The 20,633-nt window shown below is 71.4% G+C and carries 18 protein-coding genes; 12 read left to right on the plus strand and 6 right to left on the minus strand.

The window, feature by feature from the left end; all coding sequences use genetic code 11:
• The first annotated feature begins 1 nt into the window (after position 1).
• Both dapF and ABWV20_RS11990 read left to right on the plus strand, forming a co-directional pair.
• Positions 2-853, plus strand: a complete 852-nt coding sequence (dapF, locus tag ABWV20_RS11985) for a diaminopimelate epimerase (protein ID WP_353355389.1) — start codon at positions 2-4, stop codon at positions 851-853.
• 78 nt (positions 854-931) lie between these two features.
• Positions 932-2,161 carry a cysteine desulfurase-like protein gene (locus tag ABWV20_RS11990; RefSeq protein WP_353355390.1) on the plus strand — a complete coding sequence of 410 codons (1,230 nt, stop codon included), beginning with the start codon at positions 932-934 and terminating at the stop codon, positions 2,159-2,161.
• Here the strand turns inward: ABWV20_RS11990 and ABWV20_RS11995 are convergent.
• Positions 2,145-2,759, minus strand: a complete 615-nt coding sequence (locus ABWV20_RS11995) for a class I SAM-dependent methyltransferase (RefSeq protein WP_353355391.1) — start codon at positions 2,757-2,759, stop codon at positions 2,145-2,147. The two genes, ABWV20_RS11990 and ABWV20_RS11995, sit on opposite strands and share 17 nt — an antisense overlap.
• A 75-nt stretch (positions 2,760-2,834) precedes the next feature.
• Here ABWV20_RS11995 and hflX point away from each other — a divergent pair, with 75 nt between their 5' ends.
• Together hflX and ABWV20_RS12005 are read left to right on the plus strand one after the other, a co-directional pair.
• Complete coding sequence (gene hflX / locus ABWV20_RS12000; protein ID WP_353355392.1) at positions 2,835-4,322, plus strand: GTPase HflX; 1,488 nt, start codon at positions 2,835-2,837, stop codon at positions 4,320-4,322.
• Between the two features lie 126 nt (positions 4,323-4,448).
• Positions 4,449-5,492 (plus strand): GNAT family N-acetyltransferase, encoded by a 1,044-nt coding sequence (locus ABWV20_RS12005; RefSeq protein ID WP_353355393.1) that lies wholly within the window; start codon positions 4,449-4,451, stop codon positions 5,490-5,492.
• A 149-nt stretch (positions 5,493-5,641) separates the two neighbouring features.
• Here ABWV20_RS12005 and ABWV20_RS12010 read toward each other — a convergent pair whose 3' ends face one another.
• Positions 5,642-7,348, minus strand: a complete 1,707-nt coding sequence (locus ABWV20_RS12010; RefSeq protein WP_353355394.1) for a formate--tetrahydrofolate ligase — start codon at positions 7,346-7,348, stop codon at positions 5,642-5,644.
• A gap of 118 nt (positions 7,349-7,466) precedes the next feature.
• On the opposite strand from ABWV20_RS12010, the gene ABWV20_RS12015 reads away from it, so the two are divergent.
• From ABWV20_RS12015 to rpsT, 3 genes are all read left to right on the plus strand, one after another.
• Positions 7,467-9,707, plus strand: coding sequence for an ATP-dependent DNA helicase (locus ABWV20_RS12015; protein ID WP_353355395.1), 2,241 nt, complete (start codon positions 7,467-7,469; stop codon positions 9,705-9,707).
• A gap of 175 nt (positions 9,708-9,882) precedes the next feature.
• On the plus strand, positions 9,883-10,842 hold the full coding sequence (holA, locus tag ABWV20_RS12020; RefSeq protein ID WP_353355396.1) for a DNA polymerase III subunit delta: 960 nt from the start codon (positions 9,883-9,885) through the stop codon (positions 10,840-10,842).
• A 213-nt stretch (positions 10,843-11,055) separates the two neighbouring features.
• Positions 11,056-11,316, plus strand: a complete 261-nt coding sequence (gene rpsT, locus ABWV20_RS12025) for a 30S ribosomal protein S20 (RefSeq protein WP_353355397.1) — start codon at positions 11,056-11,058, stop codon at positions 11,314-11,316.
• 96 nt (positions 11,317-11,412) lie between these two features.
• On the opposite strand, the gene ABWV20_RS12030 is transcribed toward rpsT, so the two are convergent.
• Positions 11,413-11,919, minus strand: a complete 507-nt coding sequence (locus tag ABWV20_RS12030; RefSeq protein WP_353355398.1) for a type II toxin-antitoxin system PemK/MazF family toxin — start codon at positions 11,917-11,919, stop codon at positions 11,413-11,415.
• Positions 11,920-12,108: 189 nt separating this feature from the next.
• Between ABWV20_RS12030 and ABWV20_RS12035 the strand changes: the two genes are divergently transcribed.
• From ABWV20_RS12035 to ABWV20_RS12045, 3 genes are all read left to right on the plus strand, one after another.
• Entirely contained in the window at positions 12,109-13,137 is a 1,029-nt protein-coding gene (locus ABWV20_RS12035) for an extracellular solute-binding protein (protein WP_353355399.1), read from the plus strand.
• Positions 13,138-13,397: 260 nt separating this feature from the next.
• Positions 13,398-14,747, plus strand: coding sequence for an ABC transporter permease (locus tag ABWV20_RS12040; RefSeq protein ID WP_353355400.1), 1,350 nt, complete (start codon positions 13,398-13,400; stop codon positions 14,745-14,747).
• Entirely contained in the window at positions 14,744-15,781 is a 1,038-nt protein-coding gene (locus ABWV20_RS12045; protein WP_353355401.1) for an ABC transporter ATP-binding protein, read from the plus strand. Before ABWV20_RS12040 ends, ABWV20_RS12045 begins: the two co-directional genes overlap by 4 nt.
• 77 nt (positions 15,782-15,858) lie before the next feature.
• On the opposite strand, the gene ABWV20_RS12050 is transcribed toward ABWV20_RS12045, so the two are convergent.
• A complete protein-coding gene (locus tag ABWV20_RS12050; RefSeq protein WP_353355402.1) occupies positions 15,859-16,212 on the minus strand; it encodes a cupin domain-containing protein in 354 nt (117 codons plus the stop codon).
• A gap of 288 nt (positions 16,213-16,500) precedes the next feature.
• Between ABWV20_RS12050 and lepA the strand changes: the two genes are divergently transcribed.
• Complete coding sequence (lepA, locus tag ABWV20_RS12055; RefSeq protein WP_353355403.1) at positions 16,501-18,345, plus strand: translation elongation factor 4; 1,845 nt, start codon at positions 16,501-16,503, stop codon at positions 18,343-18,345.
• Positions 18,346-18,490: 145 nt separating this feature from the next.
• On the opposite strand, the gene ABWV20_RS12060 is transcribed toward lepA, so the two are convergent.
• Positions 18,491-19,306, minus strand: coding sequence for a tyrosine-protein phosphatase (locus ABWV20_RS12060; protein ID WP_353355404.1), 816 nt, complete (start codon positions 19,304-19,306; stop codon positions 18,491-18,493).
• Between the two features lie 178 nt (positions 19,307-19,484).
• Between ABWV20_RS12060 and ABWV20_RS12065 the strand changes: the two genes are divergently transcribed.
• Positions 19,485-19,991, plus strand: coding sequence for an iron chaperone (locus ABWV20_RS12065; protein ID WP_353355405.1), 507 nt, complete (start codon positions 19,485-19,487; stop codon positions 19,989-19,991).
• A gap of 38 nt (positions 19,992-20,029) precedes the next feature.
• On the opposite strand, the gene ABWV20_RS12070 is transcribed toward ABWV20_RS12065, so the two are convergent.
• The coding region (locus ABWV20_RS12070; protein ID WP_353355406.1) for a peptidylprolyl isomerase at positions 20,030-20,633 on the minus strand (604 nt) is incomplete at its 5' end.

Raw genomic sequence — 20,633 nt, forward strand, 5'->3', positions numbered from 1 at the left:
CATGACGCGCTTCACGAAGGGCCACGGCACCGAGAACGACTTCGTCCTCGTGCCGGACCCAGAGGGCACGCTGGAGCTGACTCCGGCACAGGTGCAGCGTCTCGCTGACCGGCGCGCCGGGATCGGTGGGGACGGTGTCATCCGGGTCGTCCCGACGCGCCACGCGACCGAGGACAGCGTGCGGGCGCAGGCTGACACGGCCGAGTGGTTCATGGACTACCGCAACGCCGACGGGTCGATGGCCGAGATGTGCGGCAACGGCACGCGGGTGTTCGCCTCCTTCCTCGTGCGCGAGGGACTGGTCCACGGGGACTCGTTCGACATCGCGACGCGAGCCGGCGTCAAGCACGTCCGGGTCGTGCCTGAGGGCTTCGCCGTCGACCTCGGCCCGTGGCGCTACGGCGACGAGCAGGGCGCCCGGCGCGACGGGTTCGACATCATGGTGCGGCCGCGCCACGGCAAGCCGGTCCCGGCGCTCACCCTCGATCTGGGCAACCCCCACGCGGTCGTCATGCTCCCCGACGGGATCGAGCTGGAGAACCTCGACCTGACCGCTCCGCCCGAGGTGCAACCGGACCAGCCGGCGGGGATCAACGTCGAGTTCGTCAAGACGATCGGGCCGGCCCACATCGCCATGCGGGTGCACGAGCGAGGTGTGGGGGAGACCCGCTCCTGCGGCACGGGAGCCGCGGCGGCGGCACTGGCCACCCGGTTCTGGTCGGGCGTCGAGGACCTGATGCCTTGGCGCGTCGACGTGCCCGGCGGCACCCTCACCGTGACACCGCTGCCCGGCAACCGCGTGGAGCTGTCCGGGCCCGCCGAGCTCGTCGCGGACGGCGACGTGGGGCTCTGAGCCGACCTCCCAGCCGACCTCCCAGCCGACCTCCGAGCCGGCCCCTGGCGCAGCGGACCGGTCTGTGATCATGGCCCCATGAGCTATGACGTCGCGGCGGTGCGATCCCACTTTCCGGCCCTGCGCGAGGGTGCAGCCCACTTCGACGGCCCGGGCGGCAGCCAGGTGCCGGACACCGTGGCGCGGGCCGTCCACGACACGATGATCTCCGCGGTCGCCAACCGTGGGACCGTCACGCCCGCCGAGCGACGCGCCGAGCAGATCGTCGCCGACTGCCGAGCAGCGCTCGGCGACCTGCTCCACACCGACCCTGCCGGGATCGTCTTCGGCCGCAGCGCCACCGCCCTCACCTACGACCTGTCGCGAGCGCTGGCGAAGACGTGGCGGCCCGGCGACGAAGTCGTCGTCACGCGCCTCGACCACGACTCCAACATCCGGCCGTGGGTCCAGGCGGCGGAGGCGGTCGGGGCCGCCGTGCGATGGGTGGACTTCGACCCGGCGACCGGTGAGCTGCCCGTCGAGGCGGTGGCGGCGCAGCTGTCCGACCGGACGCGTCTCGTGGCGACCACCGCGGCGTCGAACCTCATCGGCACGCGTCCCGACGTCGCGGGGATCGCGGAGGCGGTGCACGAAGCCGGAGCGCTCTACTGGGTCGACGGGGTCCACGCGACCGCGCACGTCCTCGTCGACCGGCCCGGCCTGGGGGCTGACTTCTGGTCCTGCTCGCCCTACAAGTTCCTCGGACCGCACTGCGGGGTCGTCGCGGCGGACCCCGCGCTCCTGGGGACCCTCGCCATGGACAAGCTGCTGCCGTCCAGCGACTCAGTGCCCGAGCGGTTCGAGCTGGGCACCCTGCCCTACGAGCTCATGGCGGGGACCACGGCCGCGGTCGAGTTCCTGGCCGGGCTGGCCACCGTCGACTCTGATGAGGAGGGCAGCCACGGTGCGGCATCGCGCGACCGGCGCGCCCGGCTCACCACCAGCCTCGCCGCGTTGGCGGAGCACGAGGACCGGCTCGGGTCGAGGCTCGAGGAGGCGACCCGCGCGCTTCCCGGGGTCCGGCTCTACAGCAACGCCGCCCGGCGCACCCCGACCCTCCTCTTCACCGTCGAGGGCAAGGACCCGCAGGAGGTGCGGCAGGCGCTGGCCGACAAGGGCATCAACGCACCGGCGAGCAACTTCTACGCCGTCGAGTGCTCGCGGCGCCTCGGTCTCGGCGACGGAGGCGGGGTGCGCACCGGCCTGGCTCCCTACACCGACGACGAGGACGTCGACCGGCTCATCGAGGCCCTCACCGCGATCGTCTGACCTCGAGGATCCGGAACGCCTTGGACGACGAGAGCCTGGTGCAGGCGAGGCCCCAGTCCTGGGCGTTGATCCACTTCTGCAGGGAGTCCGAGCCGAGGTGCTTCTGGACGACGAGGTGGGCGAGACCGTCCGGGGCCAGCCGAGGCAACCACCGGCCGAGCAGCGCATGGAGCGCCGCCTTGCCCACGTGGATGGGCGGGTTCGACCAGATCGTGTCGAAGCGCAGCTCACCGGGCACGTCGTCCGGCTCGCAGAACGTGACGTTGTCCGCTCCTGCTGCGGCCGCGTTGAGCGCGGCGAGCTGCAACGCTCGTCGGTTGACGTCGACGCCCCAGACGTGCGCCTCCGGAGAGCGCAGGGCGAGCGCGATGGACAGTGGGCCCCAGCCGCAGCCGAGGTCGAGCAGCTGTCCCGTCGGGCTCGGGTCAGGTGCCCCGGCGATGAGCACGGCGGTGCCCGGATCGAGCCGGTCGGGGGAGTAGACACCGCGTGCTGTCGTCAAGGTCAGCTCTCGGCCATCCACCCGGACCCGGATGTGCTGTCGCTCCTCCGGGGAGGCCGGCTCGGCGGTGAAGTAGTGGTCTGGGCGCTCGCTCATCACCGGCCACCGTAGCGGTGGCCTCGACGCGCGGGCACAAATGTGTGGCCTGCGTTGTTGAGGGAGTGGGAACCTATGAAGAACATGAATCGAAGCCACAGCATCAAGCCATCCGCAGCCGACGACCTGCTCGCGACCCGCGCCGAAGCGCTGGCCGACGAGACGCTGGAAGCCGACCCAGCGGCATACGGTCTCTATGACGGCGACCAGCTCGACCGCGAGGAGCGTGCCGCCCTCCGCCGGGTCACCGGCCTGTCCACCGAGCTCGAGGACATCACCGAGGTCGAGTACCGGCAGCTTCGTCTCGAGCGGGTCGTGCTCGCCAAGGTCTGGAGCGAGGGCACCGCGGCGGACGCGGAGAACTCCCTGCGTGAGCTCGCCGCCCTCGCCGAGACCGCTGGCTCCGACGTGCTCGCAGGGGTGATCCAGCGCCGGCAGCGACCCGACCCCGCGACCTACCTCGGCAAGGGCAAGGCGATCGAGCTGCGCGACATCGTCATCGACGAGGGCGCCGACACCGTGATCGCCGACGACGAGCTCGCTCCCAGCCAGCGTCGCGCGCTCGAGGACGTCGTCAAGGTCAAGGTCATCGACCGCACCGCGCTGATCCTCGACATCTTCGCCCAGCACGCCAAGAGCCGCGAGGGCAAGGCCCAGGTCGAGCTCGCCCAGCTCCAGTACCTCCTGCCGCGCCTGCGTGGCTGGGGTGAGTCGATGTCGCGCCAGGCCGGTGGCCAGGCAGCCGGCGGCCAGGGCATGGGCTCGCGTGGTCCGGGTGAGACGAAGATCGAGCTCGACCGGCGCCGGATCAACACCCGCATGGCCAAGCTGCGCCGCGAGATCGCCGAGATGAAGACGCACCGCGACACCAAGCGCTCGACCCGCAAGAAGGGCGGAGTCCCGAGCGTGGCCATCGCCGGCTACACCAACGCGGGCAAGTCGTCGCTGCTCAACCGGCTCACCGGCGCTGGCGTCCTGGTCGAGAACCAGCTCTTCGCGACCCTCGACACGACGGTCCGCCGCTCGGAGACGACCGACGGGCGGGAGTTCACCCTGACCGACACCGTCGGGTTCGTCCGGTCGCTGCCGACCCACCTGGTCGAGGCCTTCCGCTCGACGCTCGAGGAGGTGGGCGACGCCGACCTGCTCCTGCACGTCGTCGACGGCTCCCACCCGGATCCAGAGGGGCAGATCACCGCCGTCCGGGGCGTCCTCGCGGAGGTCGACGCGACCGACGTCAAGGAGGTCATCGTCGTCAACAAGGCGGACATCGCCGACCCTGACGTGCTCGACCGGATCCGTCGCCACGAGAAGCACTCGATCGCCGTGTCGGCGCGCACCGGAGCCGGCATCCAGGAGCTGATCGACCTCATCGCGCGCGAGCTGCCGAAGCCCGACATCGAGGTCGACGTCCTCGTGCCGTACCACCGCGGCGACCTCATCTCACGCATCCACGACGAGGGCGAGATCCTCGAGAGCGAGCACGTCGCCGACGGCACCCGGATGCGCGCCCGCGTCACGCCTGCCGTCGAGGCCGACCTGTCCGACTACGTTGTCGCCTGACCCCACCCGGGTTGCGTATGCCGCTGAGCCAGCTCGGCGGCATACGGCTGGATGGGCCGCCTGCCGCACTCCCTTGACGGGCCCGACCCAGCCGGCGGCCCGGTGACCGGGGGAGACACCTGGCTGGTGACGCGGCGGCTCCGGCTGCGCCGACCGGGCGCCGAGGACCTGACGCACTACGTCCGCCTGCACACCGATCCTCGCACCTACGTCCACAAGCCGGCCGCGATGGCGACCGAACAGGAGTGCGTCGACCAGTTCCTCGCGGTCGTCGATCGCTGGAACGGCGACGGCGTCGGCTACGGTCCGGTCGTCGAGCGGGACACGGGCGAGGTGGTCGGCTGGGCCGGGCTGCGGGTCGCGGGGCACTCGGGCGAGCCGCACCTCAACCTCTACTACCGGTTGCAGCCGGAGGTCCACGGCCGGGGGCTCGGCCGTGAGCTCGCCCGGGGACTCGCCTGCTGGGCCGCGGAATGCCGCCCGGACCTGCCGGTGCGGGCCGTCGTCGCGCCCGTGAACCAGGCCTCGTGCGCGACCGCCCTGGCCGCGGGGCTCGTCGAGGTCTGGCGCGCGGACCACCCGAGCTTCCCGGAGGACGAGCCGGACGTCGTGCTCGAGCTGCCGCGGGTCCGTGTCGTGGCAGCGCCCGACGTCGCGCCCGACGAGGTCGTGGACCTCTGGTGCCGGGTCAACGACGCCGGGGGCGCGGTCGGCTTCCTGCCGGGGGCTGCGCGCGAGCGCGTCGAAGCGGCCCTCCAGCAGCACGTCGACCTGATCCGCCGGGGGCTCGCCACCCTTGTCTGCCTGCGCTCACCGGACGGCCGGCTGCTCGGCTTCGGCTTCTGGGAGCACACCGGGCATCCCGGCTTCGACCACGTCGCCACCCTGAAGCGGTTGATGGTCGACCCGGACGGCCGGGGCCGCAACTGGGGGGCGCTCCTGCTCGCCGGGATGGTCGGCGTCGCGCGTCGGGAGCTGCCGGGGATCGGGCTGCTGCTCCTCGACTACCGGAGCGGGCTCGGGCTCGGCGACTTCTATGCACGCGCCGGCTGGACCGAGGTGGGCCGGGTCCCGGGGGCGATCCGCGTCGGGGAGGACGAGTTCCGCGACGACGTCCTCATGGCACGCCGGGTCGACGGCCGGCCGCTGCTCCCGGACGGCCGGACCTGACGTCCTGCCTGCGCCGCTGCTACGTCGGCGCCGAACGACCGTTGGTCGCGCCTGCCCGGGCCGAGTCGAGCGCCCGTGCTGCGCCCACCCCGCCGGACGGTGTGCGCGGGAAGCAACGGCCGTCCGACGACAACGGCTGGCCGCCCCGGTCAGCTGAGGCCAGTGATGTTCCCGTCCGGGCCGACGTCGATCCGCTGGGCGTTGGGCGACGCCGACAGCCCCGGCATGGTGCGCATCTCGCCGCAGATCGCGTAGACGTAGCCGGCCCCGACCGCCGCCCTGACCTCCCGCACGGGCATGCGCCACCCGCGTGGTGCACCCTTGAGGCTCGGGTCGGACGAGATGGACAGGTGCGTCTTGGCGATCACCACGGGCAGGCCGCCGAAGCCGAGGCGTTCGTAGTCCTTGAGGGCGCGAGCTGCCGCGGGGCTGACGTCGATGCCGTCGGCGCCGTAGATCTGGGTGGCCACCGCCTCGATCTTCTGCTCGAGCGGCAGGTCGAGCGGGTAGAGGAACTCGAAGCTCGTGGGCTCGTGGGCAGCCTCCATGACCACCTCGGCCAGCTCACGGGCGCCGGCTCCGCCCTCGGCCACGTGCCGGCTCACGGCCGTCCGCACCCCGATGCCGTTGCAGTACCTGCGGATGACGGCGTGCTCCGAGTCGTGGTCCTGGGGGAAGGCGTTGATCGCGACGACCGGCTGGACGCCGAACCGTCGGACGATCTCGATGTGCTTGCGCAGATTGGGCAGGCCGGCCTCGACGTCGGTCGGGTTCTCCTCCAGCAGACCGGGGGGCAGGGGCTTGCCGGGCTTGATCACGTAGTTGCCCGAGTGCGCCTTCAGCGCCCGGACGGTGACGACGATGACGGCCACGTCGGGCTTGAGGCCGCTCACCCGGCACTTGACGTTGAAGAACCGCTCCGCTCCCATGTCCGCGCCGAAGCCGGCCTCGGTGATGGCGTAGTCGCTGCCCTGCATGGCGATGAGGTCCGCCGTCACCGACGACGTGCCGGTCGCGATGTTGCCGAACGGGCCGCAGTGGATGATCGCCGGCCCGCCCTCGAGGGTCTGCAGCAGGTTGGGCTTGATCGCGTCCTTGAGCATCGCGGCCATCGCCCCTGCTGCGCCGAGGTCCTCGGCGGTGACGCTCTGACCGTCGGACGTGTAGCCGATGACGATGCGACCCAGGCGCTCCCGCAGGTCGGCCAGCGACTTGGCCAGCGTGAGCAGCACCATGATCTCGCTCGCGGCGGTGATGTCGAAGCCCGTCTCGCGGGTCACGCCGTCCTCGCGGGCGCCGAGGCCGACGACGACGTTGCGCAGCGAGCGGTCGTTGACGTCGAGGACGCGGCGCCACGTGATGTTGCGGACGTCGATGCCGAGGGCGTTCCCGTGATGCAGGTGGTTGTCGATCATGGCCGCGAGCAGGTTGTGGGCGGCCGTGACGGCGTGGAAGTCACCGGTGAGGTGCATGTTGAGGCGCTCCATCGGCACCACCTGGCTGTAGCCGCCACCCGCGGCGCCGCCCTTGATGCCGAACGTCGGGCCCATGGAGGGCTGCCGCAGCGCGACGACGGCTCGCTTGCCGAGGCGTTGGAGGCCCTGGGCGAGACCGACCGACGTGGTCGTCTTGCCCTCACCCAGAGGCGTCGGGGTCACCGCGGTGACGACGACGTACTTGGCCGTATGCCGCTGGGTCGGCTCGTCGAGGAACGCGAGGTCGATCTTCGCGACGTCGCGGCCATACGGCTCGAGGTGGTCGGGGCCGATGCCGAGCTGGGCGGCGATCTCGTCCATCGGCTGCAGGGTCGCTGCAGAGGCGATGTCGAGGTCTGTGGGGAACGACGTTGTGTCCATGGTGGCATCCAACCCCACCGGCCCCGACGAGTGTGCGGAAGGTGCCCCACCCCACGTCGTCCACAAGGCCGGGGGTACTCGGAGGCGGGGTCGGCGAGCGTCGGCATACCCTGACCCAATGGCCCCGGCACCCTCGCTCGACGAGCTCCTCCACGCTGCCGTCACCGCCGTGGGCGGCAGCGAGCGGCCCGGCCAGGTCCAGATGGCTCGGGCCGTCGCCGCTGCCATCGAGGGCGACGAGCACCTCCTTGTGCAGGCGGGCACCGGCACCGGCAAGTCGCTCGCCTACCTGGTCCCCGCTGTCGCGCACGCCCAGCAGACCGGCAAGCCGGCGGTCGTCGCCACGGCGACGCTGGCGCTCCAGGCGCAGATCGTCGACCGGGACATGCCCCGAGTCGCGGCTGCCCTCGAGCCGCTGCTCGGCCGACGCCCCAGCTACGCCCTCGTCAAGGGCCGTCGCAACTACGTGTGCCTCAACAAGATCGAGGGCGGCTTCCCGGACGAGGAGGACGGGCTCCTCTCCGTCGGGCAGGTGGACGCAGGTGCCGGGCGGCTCGGGCAGGAGGTCGTCCGACTGCGTGAGTGGGCCTCGGAGACCGACTCCGGCGACCGCGAAGAGCTCGTGCCCGGCGTGACCGAGCGGGCTTGGCGTCAGGTGTCGGTGTCGGCCCCTGAGTGCCTGGGCGGCAAGTGTCCCTTCGTCGCCGACTGCTTCGTGGAGCGCGCCCGCGAGTCGGCCAAGGACGTCGACGTCATCGTCACCAACCACTCCTTCATGGCGATCGACGCCTTCGAGGGCCGCCAGATGCTTCCGGAGCACGATGTCCTCGTCATCGACGAGGCCCACGAGCTGGTCGACCGGGTGACGGCGACCATCACCGACGAGCTCACGGGCGCCATGGTGCTGGCCGCCGCCAAGAAGGCGGGCCGCCTGTCGGAGAACACCCAGCCGCTCGAGGAGGCAGGTGAGGTGCTCTCGGCTGCCCTCGAGCCGATCGAGGACGGCCGACTCCTCGGGTTGCCCGACTCGGTGGCGCTCGCCCTCTCCCGGATCCGGGACACGGCCCGCACGGTGCAGTCCGATCTCAAGCCGGCCCCGGGGCAGGACGTCGACGGCGCGCGGCAGGTGGCGAGGGCCGCCGTGGACGAGGTCCACGAGAACGCCGAGCGGATCCTGGAGGAGCGCGAGCTCGACGTCGTGTGGCTCGCCCACGACCAGCGGCGCGGGCCGGTCCTGCGGGTGGCCCCGATGAGCGTCGCCGCCCTCGTGCGCGACAAGGTCTTCAGCGACCGGACCGTGATCCTGACCTCCGCCACGCTCGAGCTCGGCGGCACGTTCGACGCCGTCGCCGGCACGATCGGTCTGCGCGGGGAGTCAGCGCCGGCCTGGCAGGGCCTCGACGTCGGCAGTCCCTTCGACTACCGCCGGCAGGCGATCGCCTACGTGGCTGCCCACCTCCCTCCGCCGGGGCGCGACGGGGCCAGCGACGAGAGCCTCGACGAGATCGAACAGCTCGTCAGGGCGGCCGGCGGGCGGACCCTCGGCCTGTTCTCCTCGATGCGGGCCGCCCAGACCGCGGCGGAGATCATGCGGGCTCGCCTCGGGGACGACTTCCCGGTGCTGTGCCAGGGCGAGGACCAGATCTCGACGCTGGTGCGACAGTTCGCGCGGGACCCACGCACCTGCCTCTTCGGCACACTCACCCTGTGGCAGGGCGTCGACGTTCCCGGCTCCTCCTGCCAGCTCGTCGTCATCGACCGGATCCCCTTCCCCCGGCCGGACGACCCCCTCGCCTCTGCGCGGTCGCAGGCCATCGCGCGGATGGGGGGCAACGGGTTCATGGCGGTGTCGGCGACGCACGCTGCCCTCCGTCTCGCCCAGGGAGCCGGCCGCCTGGTCCGCCGCGGCGACGACCGGGGCGTCGTCGCCTTCCTCGACTCCCGGATGATGACCGCGCGCTACGCCGGGTTCCTGCAACGCTCACTGCCCCCCTTCTGGCCGACGACGGACCGGTCGATGGTGCTCGCCGCGCTCGCCCGACTGGACGAGACCGCCCCCGACCCCGTCCCGGTGGAGGAACCTGCGCTCCGGTCACTGGCCGGCGCACGCACCGACCGCGACGGGACCGAGCACCCCCGGCCGGTCGCGACGGACCCGCCCGCGGCCGACTCTGCCCGCAACGCCGTGACCCGCGGTCATGCCTGGACGAACGACCAGGACGACGAGCTGCGCGACGCCGCCGACGCCGGGATGCTGCTCGAGGAGCTCGTCGAGCACTTCGAGCTGCCCGAGGCCACCATCGCGGCGCGGGCCGGCCAGCTCGGCCTCACCCTCGCCACGGGCCAGCTCTTCGACTGAGCACCCACTCGAGTGGCCCGGGTGTCCACACCCGGGACGCGTGCCGGCGCGGGGCCGTTCCAGCAGGGCGACTCGAGTGGCCCGGGTGTGCACCTGAGCCCGTGTGGATGATGGGGCCACTCGAGTTGAGGGCAGCAGGGGTGCCGGTGTCGGATGCTCGTGGCAGGGTTGACCCATGACGGACCCGGCCCTTCCCTCGCTCGTCCTCGTCACCGGGCCCGAGGAGGTGCTCGTCGAGCGCGCGATCGCCGGCCTGGTGGCGGCGGGCCGGGCGGCGGGGGCCGACGTCATCCGCGTCGACGCCGCGGGCTATGAGCCGGGCTCCCTCGTGCTCCACGCCAGCCCGTCGCTCTTCGGGGGCGCCACGTGCATCATCGTCCGGGGCCTGCACGAGGCACCCGACGAGCTCCAGCTCGACCTGCTGTCCCTGCTCGGCGCCCCGCTCGACGACATCTCGCTCGTCGTGGCCCATGGCGGCGGCGCGAAGGGCAAGAAGGTCCTCGACACGATGAAGAAGCTCGGCGCCGAGGTGATCGAGTGCCCCGCCATCAAGAGCGACCGCGACAAGTCCGACTTCGTCATGAAGGAGTTCGCCCGGGCGCGCCGACGGATCACGACCGAGGGCGTGCGCGCGCTCGTCGAGGCCGTCGGCAAGGACGTCCGCGAGCTCGCAGCGGCCTGCGCCCAGCTGGTCGCCGACACGGAGGGCACTGTCGACGACGCGGTCGTCGACACCTACCACGGCGGCAAGGTCGAGGCCTCGGGCTTCCGGGTCGCCGACGCGGCAGTCGCGGGTCAGGCGGGAGAGGCGCTGCGGTTGCTGCGTCACGCCATCGCCACGGGGGTCGATCCGGTGCCCATCGTCGCCGTGCTCGCTTCCCAGCTGCGTCAGCTGATCAAGGTCGGTTCCGCCGGACGGGGCAGCTCGGCGCAGCTGGCCAAGACCCTCGGCCTCGCGCCCTGGCAGGTCGACCGGGCCCGACGCGCCGTCGCCCACTGGACCGGGGACGGGCTCGCGGTCGCCCTGCAGGCCGTGGCCGCGGCGGACTACGAGGTCAAGGGCGGCGGCCGCGACCCGGTCTACGCGGTCGAGCGGGCGATCCTCACCATCACCCGAGCCCGCGCCGCCCACTGAGCCGGCCCAGCGGCATACGACTGCGCTGGACTGCGCTCCCGGGTTTGGAGCGCGGACCACGCCGCTGGTAACTTTGGTCCTTGCGTGCGCGCTCAGGTCGTGCGCGCATGCATGCACCATCCAGAGCCGCTCACGCAAGGGTGCCCCACGCCCGGTCCCGAGCAGCTTTGCCGCCCTCTAACGGCAACCATCCCGACCAAGAAAGAACGTCACGTGGCAAACATCAAGTCGCAGCTCAAGCGCATCAAGACCAACCAGAAGCGCACCGAGCGCAACAAGGCGGTCAAGAGCGAGCTTCGCACCTGGGTCCGCAAGTTCCGTGAGGCCGCGGCCTCCGGTGACAAGGACGCCGCCAGCGACGCCCTGAAGGCAGCCTCGAGGAAGCTCGACAAGGCCGTCTCCAAGGGCGTCATCCACAAGAACCAGGCCGCCAACAAGAAGGCTGCCATGGCCAAGAAGGCCGCGTCGCTCTGACGCGCCCCCGCACCTCTCATCGAGCCCCTCACCCGACCGGGTGAGGGGCTCGATGCGTCCCGGCGACCCTCCGCCGCAGCTGCGGGGCGCCGACGCTCAGCTGTAGTGGCGTCGGGCGGCCGCGATGACCTCGTCGTACCGCTCGCGGGGGAGCACAGCCCCCTCTCGCCTCACCTGGTCCGTCTCGAGACGAAGCAGCCGGTTGACCCGGACCTCGCTGGGGCGACCCCGGCCGTCCCAGGCGCCGGACCCGATGTCGACCCACTCGCGCCCAGCCATGCGCTCCTGGTGCTCGTCGCGGTCGTGGTCCCGGCTCGTCAGCTGCAGCCCGATGAGCAGATCGCCGTCGCGCCCGATGACCAGGACCGGTCGATCCTTGCCGCGCGTGTGGTCCTCCTCGAACGGCACCCACGCCCACACGATCTCGCCCGGGTCGGGGTCACCGTCGACCGCCGGTGAATAGGTGGTGTCCGGGAGCGTCGTGGCGTCGCCGCGATAGGTGCCGTCGGGCGCCTGGCGCGCGGGGCGACGGAGCGTGGGGCGCGTCAGGCCGCGCAGGGCGGTCGTGATCCGGTCGAGGGCGGTCGAGAGGTGGTTCGGCATGGGCCCACCGTAGTGAGGAGGGTGTTCGCGAGGCCCGCCATGCACCCGTCGACCCGTGGGCCGGCAGCCAGCCGGGCGGCATACGACCGTCTGTGACCGACGTTCCACGGGGAGGAACGCGTGTCGGACCACTCCCTACGGTGCACTAAGGTAAGTCTGACCTAACTTGGACCCAGCCAGGAGTAGCACGTGCGCCTTCGCCGAATCCTCAGCGCCTCCCTCGCCGCCGTCGCCGTCCTCGGCGCCGCGGCCTGCGGCAGTGACGGGCCGACGGACACGACCGAGGGCGCGGACCTCGTCATCTACAGCGGACGAAGCGAGTCGCTCGTCAAAGGCCTGCTCGACGACCTCGCCGAGGAGACCGGCGTCAAGGTCGGCGTGCGGTACGCCGGGTCCAGCGAGCTGGCTGCGCAGCTGCTCGAGGAGGGCGACGCGACGAAGGCCGACCTCTTCTTCAGCCAGGACGCCGGGGCCCTCGGGGCGCTGGCCAAGGCAGGGCGGCTCGAGTCGCTCGACCCCGCGGTCGGAGACCTCGTCATCGACGGCTTCGCCGACCCCGCCGGCCACTGGGTGGGCACCTCGGCGCGCGCCCGCGTCATCGCCTACAACCCGCAGCAGGCTCCGGAGGTCGAGCAGATGACCACGGTCGACGCCGTCCTCGACCCCAAGTACCGGGGGAAGATCGGTTACGCGCCGGCCAACGCGTCCTTCCACGCCTTCGTCACCGCGCTCCGGGTCGCCAAGGGGGAGGACGGCGCCAAGGAGTGGCTGACGAAGTTCAAGGCGAACGAGCCGCGCAAGTACGACAACAACATTCTCGTGCTCGACGGAGTCGACAAGGGCGAGGTCGCCCTGGGCCTGATCAACCACTACTACTGGTACGAGCGGGTCGCGGAGAAGGGCGCCGACGCCGTCACCGCCAAGATCCACTACCTGGGCGCGGACGACCCCGGTGCCCTCATCAACGTCGCCGGCGTCGGCATCCTCAAGGGCACCGACCAGAAGGCGGCCGCGCTCAAGGCGGTCACCTACCTGCTCTCCGAGAAGGCCCAGAAGTACTTCGCCGACGAGACCGCCGAGTACCCCGTGGTCGCGGGCATCACCTCCAAGCACGACCTTCCGCCCCTGGCGAACCTCAAGAAGTCGAGCATCGACCTCAACAAGCTCGACTCCCTGGAGACGACGCTCGCCATGCTCAACGAGGTGGGTCTGACCTGAGCGAGCTGACGACGACCGAGCCACCGGCGGCCCCCACGGCAGCCGGTGCGCCCGCACGTCGCCCGACCCGCGAGAGCGACCAGGCCGGTCCGCCATGGTGGCTCGTCCTGCCCGCGATCGCCGGAGCCGCCCTCGCCGTCCTGCCGCTCGGCTACCTGCTCGTCCGCACCCTCGAGGCCGGACCCAGCCGCATCCTCGAGATCCTCAGCCGCCCCGGCACGATCGCTCTCGTCGGGCGCAGCCTCGGTCTCGCCGCGGTCGTGACCGGGCTCTGCCTCGTCATCGGCATCGCGCTCGCCGCGCTCGTCACGCGGACGGCGCTGCCGGGGCGCCGCACGCTGGCCGTCCTCGCGCCGCTGCCACTCGCCATCCCGAGCTACGTGGCCGCGTTCGCCTGGGTCGCGGCTGCGCCGTGGGCGCGCGGGTTCCTCGGCGCGACCATCGTGCTCACTGCGTGCACCTACCCGTACGTCTACCTGCCCGTGGTCGCCGCGATGCGGTCCGTCGACCCTGCTCAGGAGGAGGTGTCCCGCAGCCTCGGGCGCTCCGCCTGGCGCACCTTCGGGGCCGTCACGGCCCGCCAGGTCTGGCCGGCCGCTGCCTCAGGCGGGCTGCTCGTCGCGCTCTACACGCTCAGCGACTTCGGTGCCGTGTCGATCCTCCAGTACGACGTCTTCACCCGCGTGATCCACACCTCCTACACCGCCACCTTCGACCGGACGCCGGCCGCCGTCCTCTCGACCCTGCTCGTCGTCATCACCGTGATCATCGCCGTGGGGGAGCGGTGGACCCGCCGGCCGGTCGAGCACACTCGAGTCGGGTCCGGCGTCGCCAGGCGAGCCGAGCCGCACCCACTCGGCGCCTGGGGACCAGTGGCCTCAGGGGCTGTCGTTGCCGTCCTGCTCGTCGCGCTCGCCTTCCCCGTCGCCTCGCTGCTCTACTGGTTCGCGACCGGGCTCTCGGCCGGGATCGACACGGAGCGGTTGCTGACCAGCACCGGCACCACCCTCTTCCTCGCCGTGCTCGGCGCGGTGGCCACCATGGCACTGGCCGTTCCGATCGGGGTCCTCGTGGCGCGACACCGCAGCCGCTCGAGCGCCGTCGTCGAGACGGCGACCTGGGCCGGTCACGCCCTCCCCGGCATCGTCGTGGCCCTCGCCCTCGTCTTCTTCGGGGTGCGGGTGGCCCAGCCCATCTACCAGCGCACGCCCCTGCTGCTCATCGCCTACGCCGTGCTCTTCCTGCCGGCCGGGCTCGGCGCGGTCCGGGGGGCCGTGGCGATGAGCTCGCCCCGGATCGAGGAAGTGGCGCGGTCGCTCGGCAGCTCACCCCTGACCGTGCTGCGGAGGATCACGATCCCCGTGGCCGCGCCGGGCATCGCAGCCGGCACCGCCCTCGTCATGCTGACCATCATGAAGGAGCTGCCCGCCACGCTGCTCCTGCGCCCCACCGGGGCCAACACCCTGGCCACGAGTCTCTGGACCGAGACGGGCATCGCTGCGTACGCGGCTGCCGCCCCGTACGCCCTTGCCCTCGTCCTCCTCGCCGTGCTGCCCACCCTGTGGCTGATGCGGGCTCAGGGACGATTCACCGCTACGGAGGACCTGTGAGTGAAGTAAAGCTCTCTGGGGTGTCGAAGTCGTTCGGCTCCACCACCGCGCTCGCCGACGTCGACCTCACCGTGTCGTCCGGCGAGCTCACCGCGGTGCTGGGCCCGTCCGGCTGCGGCAAGACGACCCTGCTGCGGATCGTCGCCGGCTTCGTGCGGCCCGACCGGGGCCGGGTCGAGATCGACGGCCGGCCCGTCGTCGACGAGACCACCCAGGTCGCCCCGGAGCGACGTGGGGTCGCGATCGTCCCGCAGGAGGGCGCGCTCTTCCCGCACCTCGATGTCGCGGGAAACATCGCCTACGGCCTTCCCCGCTCCGGGCCCAGCCGCACCCGCGTCGAGGAGATGCTCGAGCTGGTCGGCCTCGGCGGGCTCGGCAAGCGCCGTCCCGACCAGCTCTCCGGCGGACAGCAGCAGCGGGTTGCGCTGGCCCGGGCGTTGGCCCCCAGCCCCCGCGTCGTCGTGCTCGACGAGCCGTTCTCGGCCCTCGACGCCGGCCTGAGAGCGCAGGTCCGCGACGAGGTGAGCCAGGTCCTGCGCACCATCGACGCGACGGCGATCATCGTGACCCACGACCAGGAGGAGGCGCTGTCGATGGCCGACTCGGTGGCCGTGATGGATGAGGGCCGTCTCGTCATGCACGGCAGCCCGACGGAGGTCTACTACCGTCCCGTCGACCTCGACGTGGCCCGGTTCGTCGGCGACCTCGTCGAGCTGCCCGGCACCAAGTCGGGCCTCGCCGTCGACACCGTGCTCGGCCGGCTGCCGATCCACGGCACCTCGCTGCCCGTGGACGGGCCGGTCGTCGCCGTGATCCGCCCCGAGCAGATCCGCGTCGACGCCCGGGTGGAGCGGGGCGCGAAGGGGGCGCACGTCGACGACGTCAGCTTCTTCGGGCACGATGCCCTGGCCAGGCTGACGGTCCTGTCCGGCGACGTCCCGATCCGGGTTCTCGCCCGGACCGTGGCACCGCTGCAGCGCGGCGACGACGTCGTGATCCGGGTCATCGGCCCGGCGCTGGTCTACCCCGCCTGACGGGTGTCGCGCCGGCGGTGGCGCGATGGCGCGGTGGCGCGGTGGCGCCGTGGCGCCGTGTGTCCGAAGCCCGCTGCTCACTCGAGCCACTCGGTGACGAACTCGTCGTTCGCGTGGATGTGCACCGCCTCGTAGCCGTCCGGCCCGGTCCTGAAGCAGTGCGGGGTGCCGGCCGGGACGACGAGGATCTGACCGGCACGGCCCACGACGTGGCGAGCATCGGCCCCTGAGCCCACCGTGAACGTCGCTGACCCACGGCGGATGATGAACGTCTCCGCGTAGGGATGCCGGTGCAGCCTCGGCCCAGCCCCTTCCCGGGTCGTGGACTCGAGGATGATGGAGATCCCGGCGCCGCCGGGCAACCGCTCGTAGTTCTCGGTCCACTCCTCGCCGTCCTCGCGGCCGTCCGACCGGCTGATCAGGGTGTCCATTGAGTGCCTCCCGTCGGGTTCGTGGCAGCGTGTCATCTCCACGTCGTTCGGCTCCACCGCATTTCGACACAACACACCCGCTTGTCGACTGCAAACCCCTGGTGCAGCCGCAGCCACCACGCAGTGAGCGGGTGTGTTGGGGGAGCGGGGGAGCGTGCGGGAGGGCAGTCGCGTGCGGGAGCGAGCCCAGCGGCATACGTGAAAACCGGCCTGCCAAACCATGGGAGACTGTCCTGACCCCGGAACCGTCACCCACTACCCAGCGAGGTTCGCCCCACCGTGTCGCCCATGGCCCGCTCCGCGTTGGCACCGCACGCAACGCCTCCGGACCTGCTCCGCAACTTCTGCATCATCGCCCACATCGACCACGGCAAGTCGACCCTCGCCGACCGGATGCTCCAGCTGACCGGCGTCGTCGACGCGCGGGCGATGCGGGCGCAGTACCTCGACCGGATGGACATCGAGCGCGAGCGTGGCATCACGATCAAGAGCCAGGCCGTGCGCATGCCGTGGGAGAGCCAGGGCCAGACCTACGCCCTCAACATGATCGACACGCCGGGCCACGTCGACTTCACCTACGAGGTGTCGCGCAGCCTCGCCGCCTGTGAGGGAGCGGTGCTGCTCGTCGACGCCGCCCAGGGGATCGAAGCGCAGACCCTCGCCAACCTCTACCTGGCGATGGAGAACGACCTGACGATCATCCCGGTGCTCAACAAGATCGACCTGCCCGCCGCGCAGCCGGAGAAGTACGCGGAGGAGCTCGCCAAGCTCATCGGCGTCGAGCCGGAGGAGTGCCTGCGCGTCTCCGGCAAGACCGGCGAGGGCGTCGAGCCGCTCCTCGACCAGATCGTCGCGCAGATCCCCCACCCCGTCGGGGACGCGGACGCCCCGGCCCGGGCGATGATCTTCGACTCCGTCTACGACACGTACCGTGGTGTCGTCACCTACGTCCGCGTCGTCGACGGCAACCTCAACCCGCGCGAGAAGATCGTGATGATGTCGACGCGGGCCACGCACGAGCTGCTCGAGATCGGGGTCATCAGCCCCGAGCCGATCCCCTCGAAGGGCCTCGGCGTGGGGGAGGTCGGCTACCTCATCACCGGCGTCAAGGACGTGCGCCAGTCGAGGGTCGGCGACACGGTGACCAACGCGAGCAAGCCGGCCAGCCAGGACCTCGGCGGCTACCGCGACCCCAAGCCGATGGTCTTCTCCGGGCTCTACCCGATCGACGGGTCCGACTACCCCGACCTGCGCGACGCGCTCGACAAGCTCAAGCTCAACGACGCGGCGCTCGTCTACGAGCCGGAGACGTCGGCTGCGCTCGGGTTCGGCTTCCGTGTCGGCTTCCTCGGCCTGCTCCACCTCGAGATCGTCCGCGAGCGGCTCGAGCGGGAGTTCGACCTCGACCTCATCTCCACGCAGCCCAACGTCGTCTACGACGTGGTGATGGAGGACGGCAAGCAGATCCACGTGACCAACCCGAGCGAGTTCCCCGAGGGGAAGATCGCCTCGGTGAGCGAGCCGATCGTCCGCGCCACCATCCTCGCGCCGAGCGAGTTCGTCGGCGCGATCATGGAGCTCTGCCAGCAGAAGCGGGGCCAGCTGCGCGGCATGGACTACCTGTCCGAGGACCGGGTCGAGATGCGCTACACCCTGCCGCTCGCCGAGATCGTCTTCGACTTCTTCGACCAGCTCAAGTCCCGGACCCGCGGCTACGCCTCGCTGGACTACGAGCCCGACGGCGACCAGGTGGCCGACCTCGTCAAGGTGCAGATCCTGCTCCAGGGCGAGTCCGTCGACGCCTTCTCGGCGATCGTGCACAAGGACAAGGCCTACGCCTACGGCGTGATGATGGCGAGCAAGCTCAAGGAGCTCATCCCCCGCCAGCAGTTCGAGGTGCCGATCCAGGCCGCCATCGGGTCGCGGATCATCGCCCGCGAGAACATCCGCGCGATCCGCAAGGACGTGCTCGCCAAGTGCTACGGCGGCGACATCAGCCGCAAGCGCAAGCTGCTCGAGAAGCAGAAGGAAGGCAAGAAGCGGATGAAGATGGTCGGTCGCGTCGAGGTCCCGCAGGAGGCCTTCATCGCCGCGCTGTCCAGCGACGGTGGCGGCGAGAAGGGCAAGAAGTAGCGGCTGCGGCTGGGCGTGGTGCGGAGCCGTCGCGGAGCACCACGAGCACGTCGCCAGCGGCGCCCTCGCGCCGTGGGTGGAGCGTGCTGTCGGCTACCACCTGTCCGGCTTCCCACCGCTAGCGGGCTCGGGGCCAGGGCGGCGCTCAGCCGAGGAGCTTGCGCCGCATCCGCTCCGTGTCGGTCGCGGTCCAGCCCTGGCTCGCCAACCAACCGTGGACACCGCCGTGCCGAGCCTGCAGCGCGCCGAGGAGCATCCGCATCGTGTCCGTCGTCGGTGACTGCTGGGCCACGGTCTTGTGCCGGAGGTTGTCGGCGTAGGCCGGTCTCGCTCGGAGCCGCTCGAGGATCGCGGCCACCTTCTGCGCCGAGGCCGCGAAGTCGGCGATGACGAGCTCGTCGGGCACGCCGACGATCTTCAGGGCGAGCCCCACGATGGTGCCGGTCCGGTCCTTGCCCGCCGCGCAGTGGACGATGGCGGCCCCTTCGCTGGCGGCGACGGCGTGCAGGGCAGCGAGCACCGAGTCCGGTCGGGCCGAGAGGTAGGAGAGGTAGTGCTCGGACCAGAACTCCTCGTGGCTCGGGTGGTGGCCGTTGCGCCGCTCCCGATCGACCCCGGCCTCGGCCTCGTCCTTCTCCCACGGGAGCGCCCGCTCCGCGGCGGGGATCCCCGACTCGTCGCTGTCCTCCCGGTAGAGGGAGTGGTGGTGATGGCGGACCGCAGTGGCCCGGAGCGGCCCGTCACCTTCCTTGGCGACCTCGACGTGAGTGCGCAGGTCGATGACGTCGCTGAGGCGGAACTCCTCGAGGAGCGCCGCGACCGACGCCGCCGGAAGGTCCTGGAGGTTGTCCGACCTGAGCAGCCGCCGGAACCGCACGACGTCGCCGCTCTCCGTCGGCAGCCCGCCGACGTCGCGCATGTTGACGACTCCGGGGAGGTCGATCCAGTGGGGTTCGTGCACCTGACGACGATAAGCGATGGCGACGGCAGGTCTGCACCGTCGCTCGGACAGGGCGTGACGACCCATTCCGGCTGACGCGGGGGTCCGACGACTGGTCAGGTCTGGAGAAGCACGGAAGGGCGCGCCCTCGACAGGATGGACACACAGCAGGACAACTCGTCCACCGAGGAGGCAGAGCATGACCACGAACAGGACCACCAAGCAGACCACGACGAAGAGCACGACGAAGAAGACCACCGCTGCCAGCAGGGCCGGCGCCACCGACGGCTTCACCGCTGAGGAGCGGGAGGCGATGAAGGAACGCGCCAAGGAGGTCCGGACCTCGCGCCGGCGCAGCGGCGCCGCGGGGCAGGAGGACGACCTCGCCGAGCTGTTGGGCAAGATTTCCGGGATGCCCGAGGCCGACCGCGTGCTCGCGGAACGCATCCATGCCATCGTCACCGAGACCGCACCGAACCTCACTCCGCGCACGTGGTACGGCATGCCGGCCTACGCCAAGGACGGCAAGGTGCTCGTCTTCTTCCAGGACGCCGCGAAGTTCAAGGCCCGCTACGCGACGCTCGGTTTCAACGATGCTGCCGCGCTGGACGAGGGTGAGATGTGGCCGACGTCCTTCGCCGTGACGAAGCTGACCCCCGCCGTGGAGCGCAGGATCAGCGACCTCGTGAGGCGTGCTGCCGGCTGAGGCCCGTGTGTGTCGCTGCAGGGTTGGCCTCACCCGGCTCAGTCCGGCAGAACGGTCACCGACCGGATGCTGATGGACGTGAACGGGAACCAGTCCGAGAGGTGGTCCTCACCCCCGATCGCCGCGATGTCGGCGATCACCGCGTGCCCGGACACCACCGTGCCGATGACCGAGTAGACCGGTTCGCCGCGCGGGACGGTGAACGTTTCGTAGACGAAGAGGAACTCCCCGGCCGTGGTGTCCGCCTCCGGCCCGCGTGCGATGGCCACCGTGCCGGCGGGATAGCGGCGGTCAACGGGGACGTTCTCCAGAGGCAGCCCGTAGCCCGGGTCGCCGCCGCGCCGACCGGTGGGGTCGCCGCACTGGAGGAAGCGGGTCGGTGCCAGGCGCGACGTGAGGCGGTTGCAGACGCTGTCGTCGTAGTAGCCGGCCCGCGCCAGCTCGATGAACGAGGCGACGCCGGCCGGGGCTCGCTGACCGTCGAGCAGCACCTCGACGGGGCCGCAGGTCGTGGCGATCAGTGCCCGCCAGGTTCGCCCACCGGCCAAGGCAGGTTCCGGGGCGCGCTCGAACGTCGGGTGGGTGGACGGTACGGGCGGTGGCGGGGGCCTTGCCCCCGGTTCTTGGACACGGGGTGGGATT

Source organism: Intrasporangium sp. DVR (assembly GCF_040365325.1).
In the GTDB taxonomy this organism is placed as follows: domain Bacteria; phylum Actinomycetota; class Actinomycetes; order Actinomycetales; family Dermatophilaceae; genus Intrasporangium.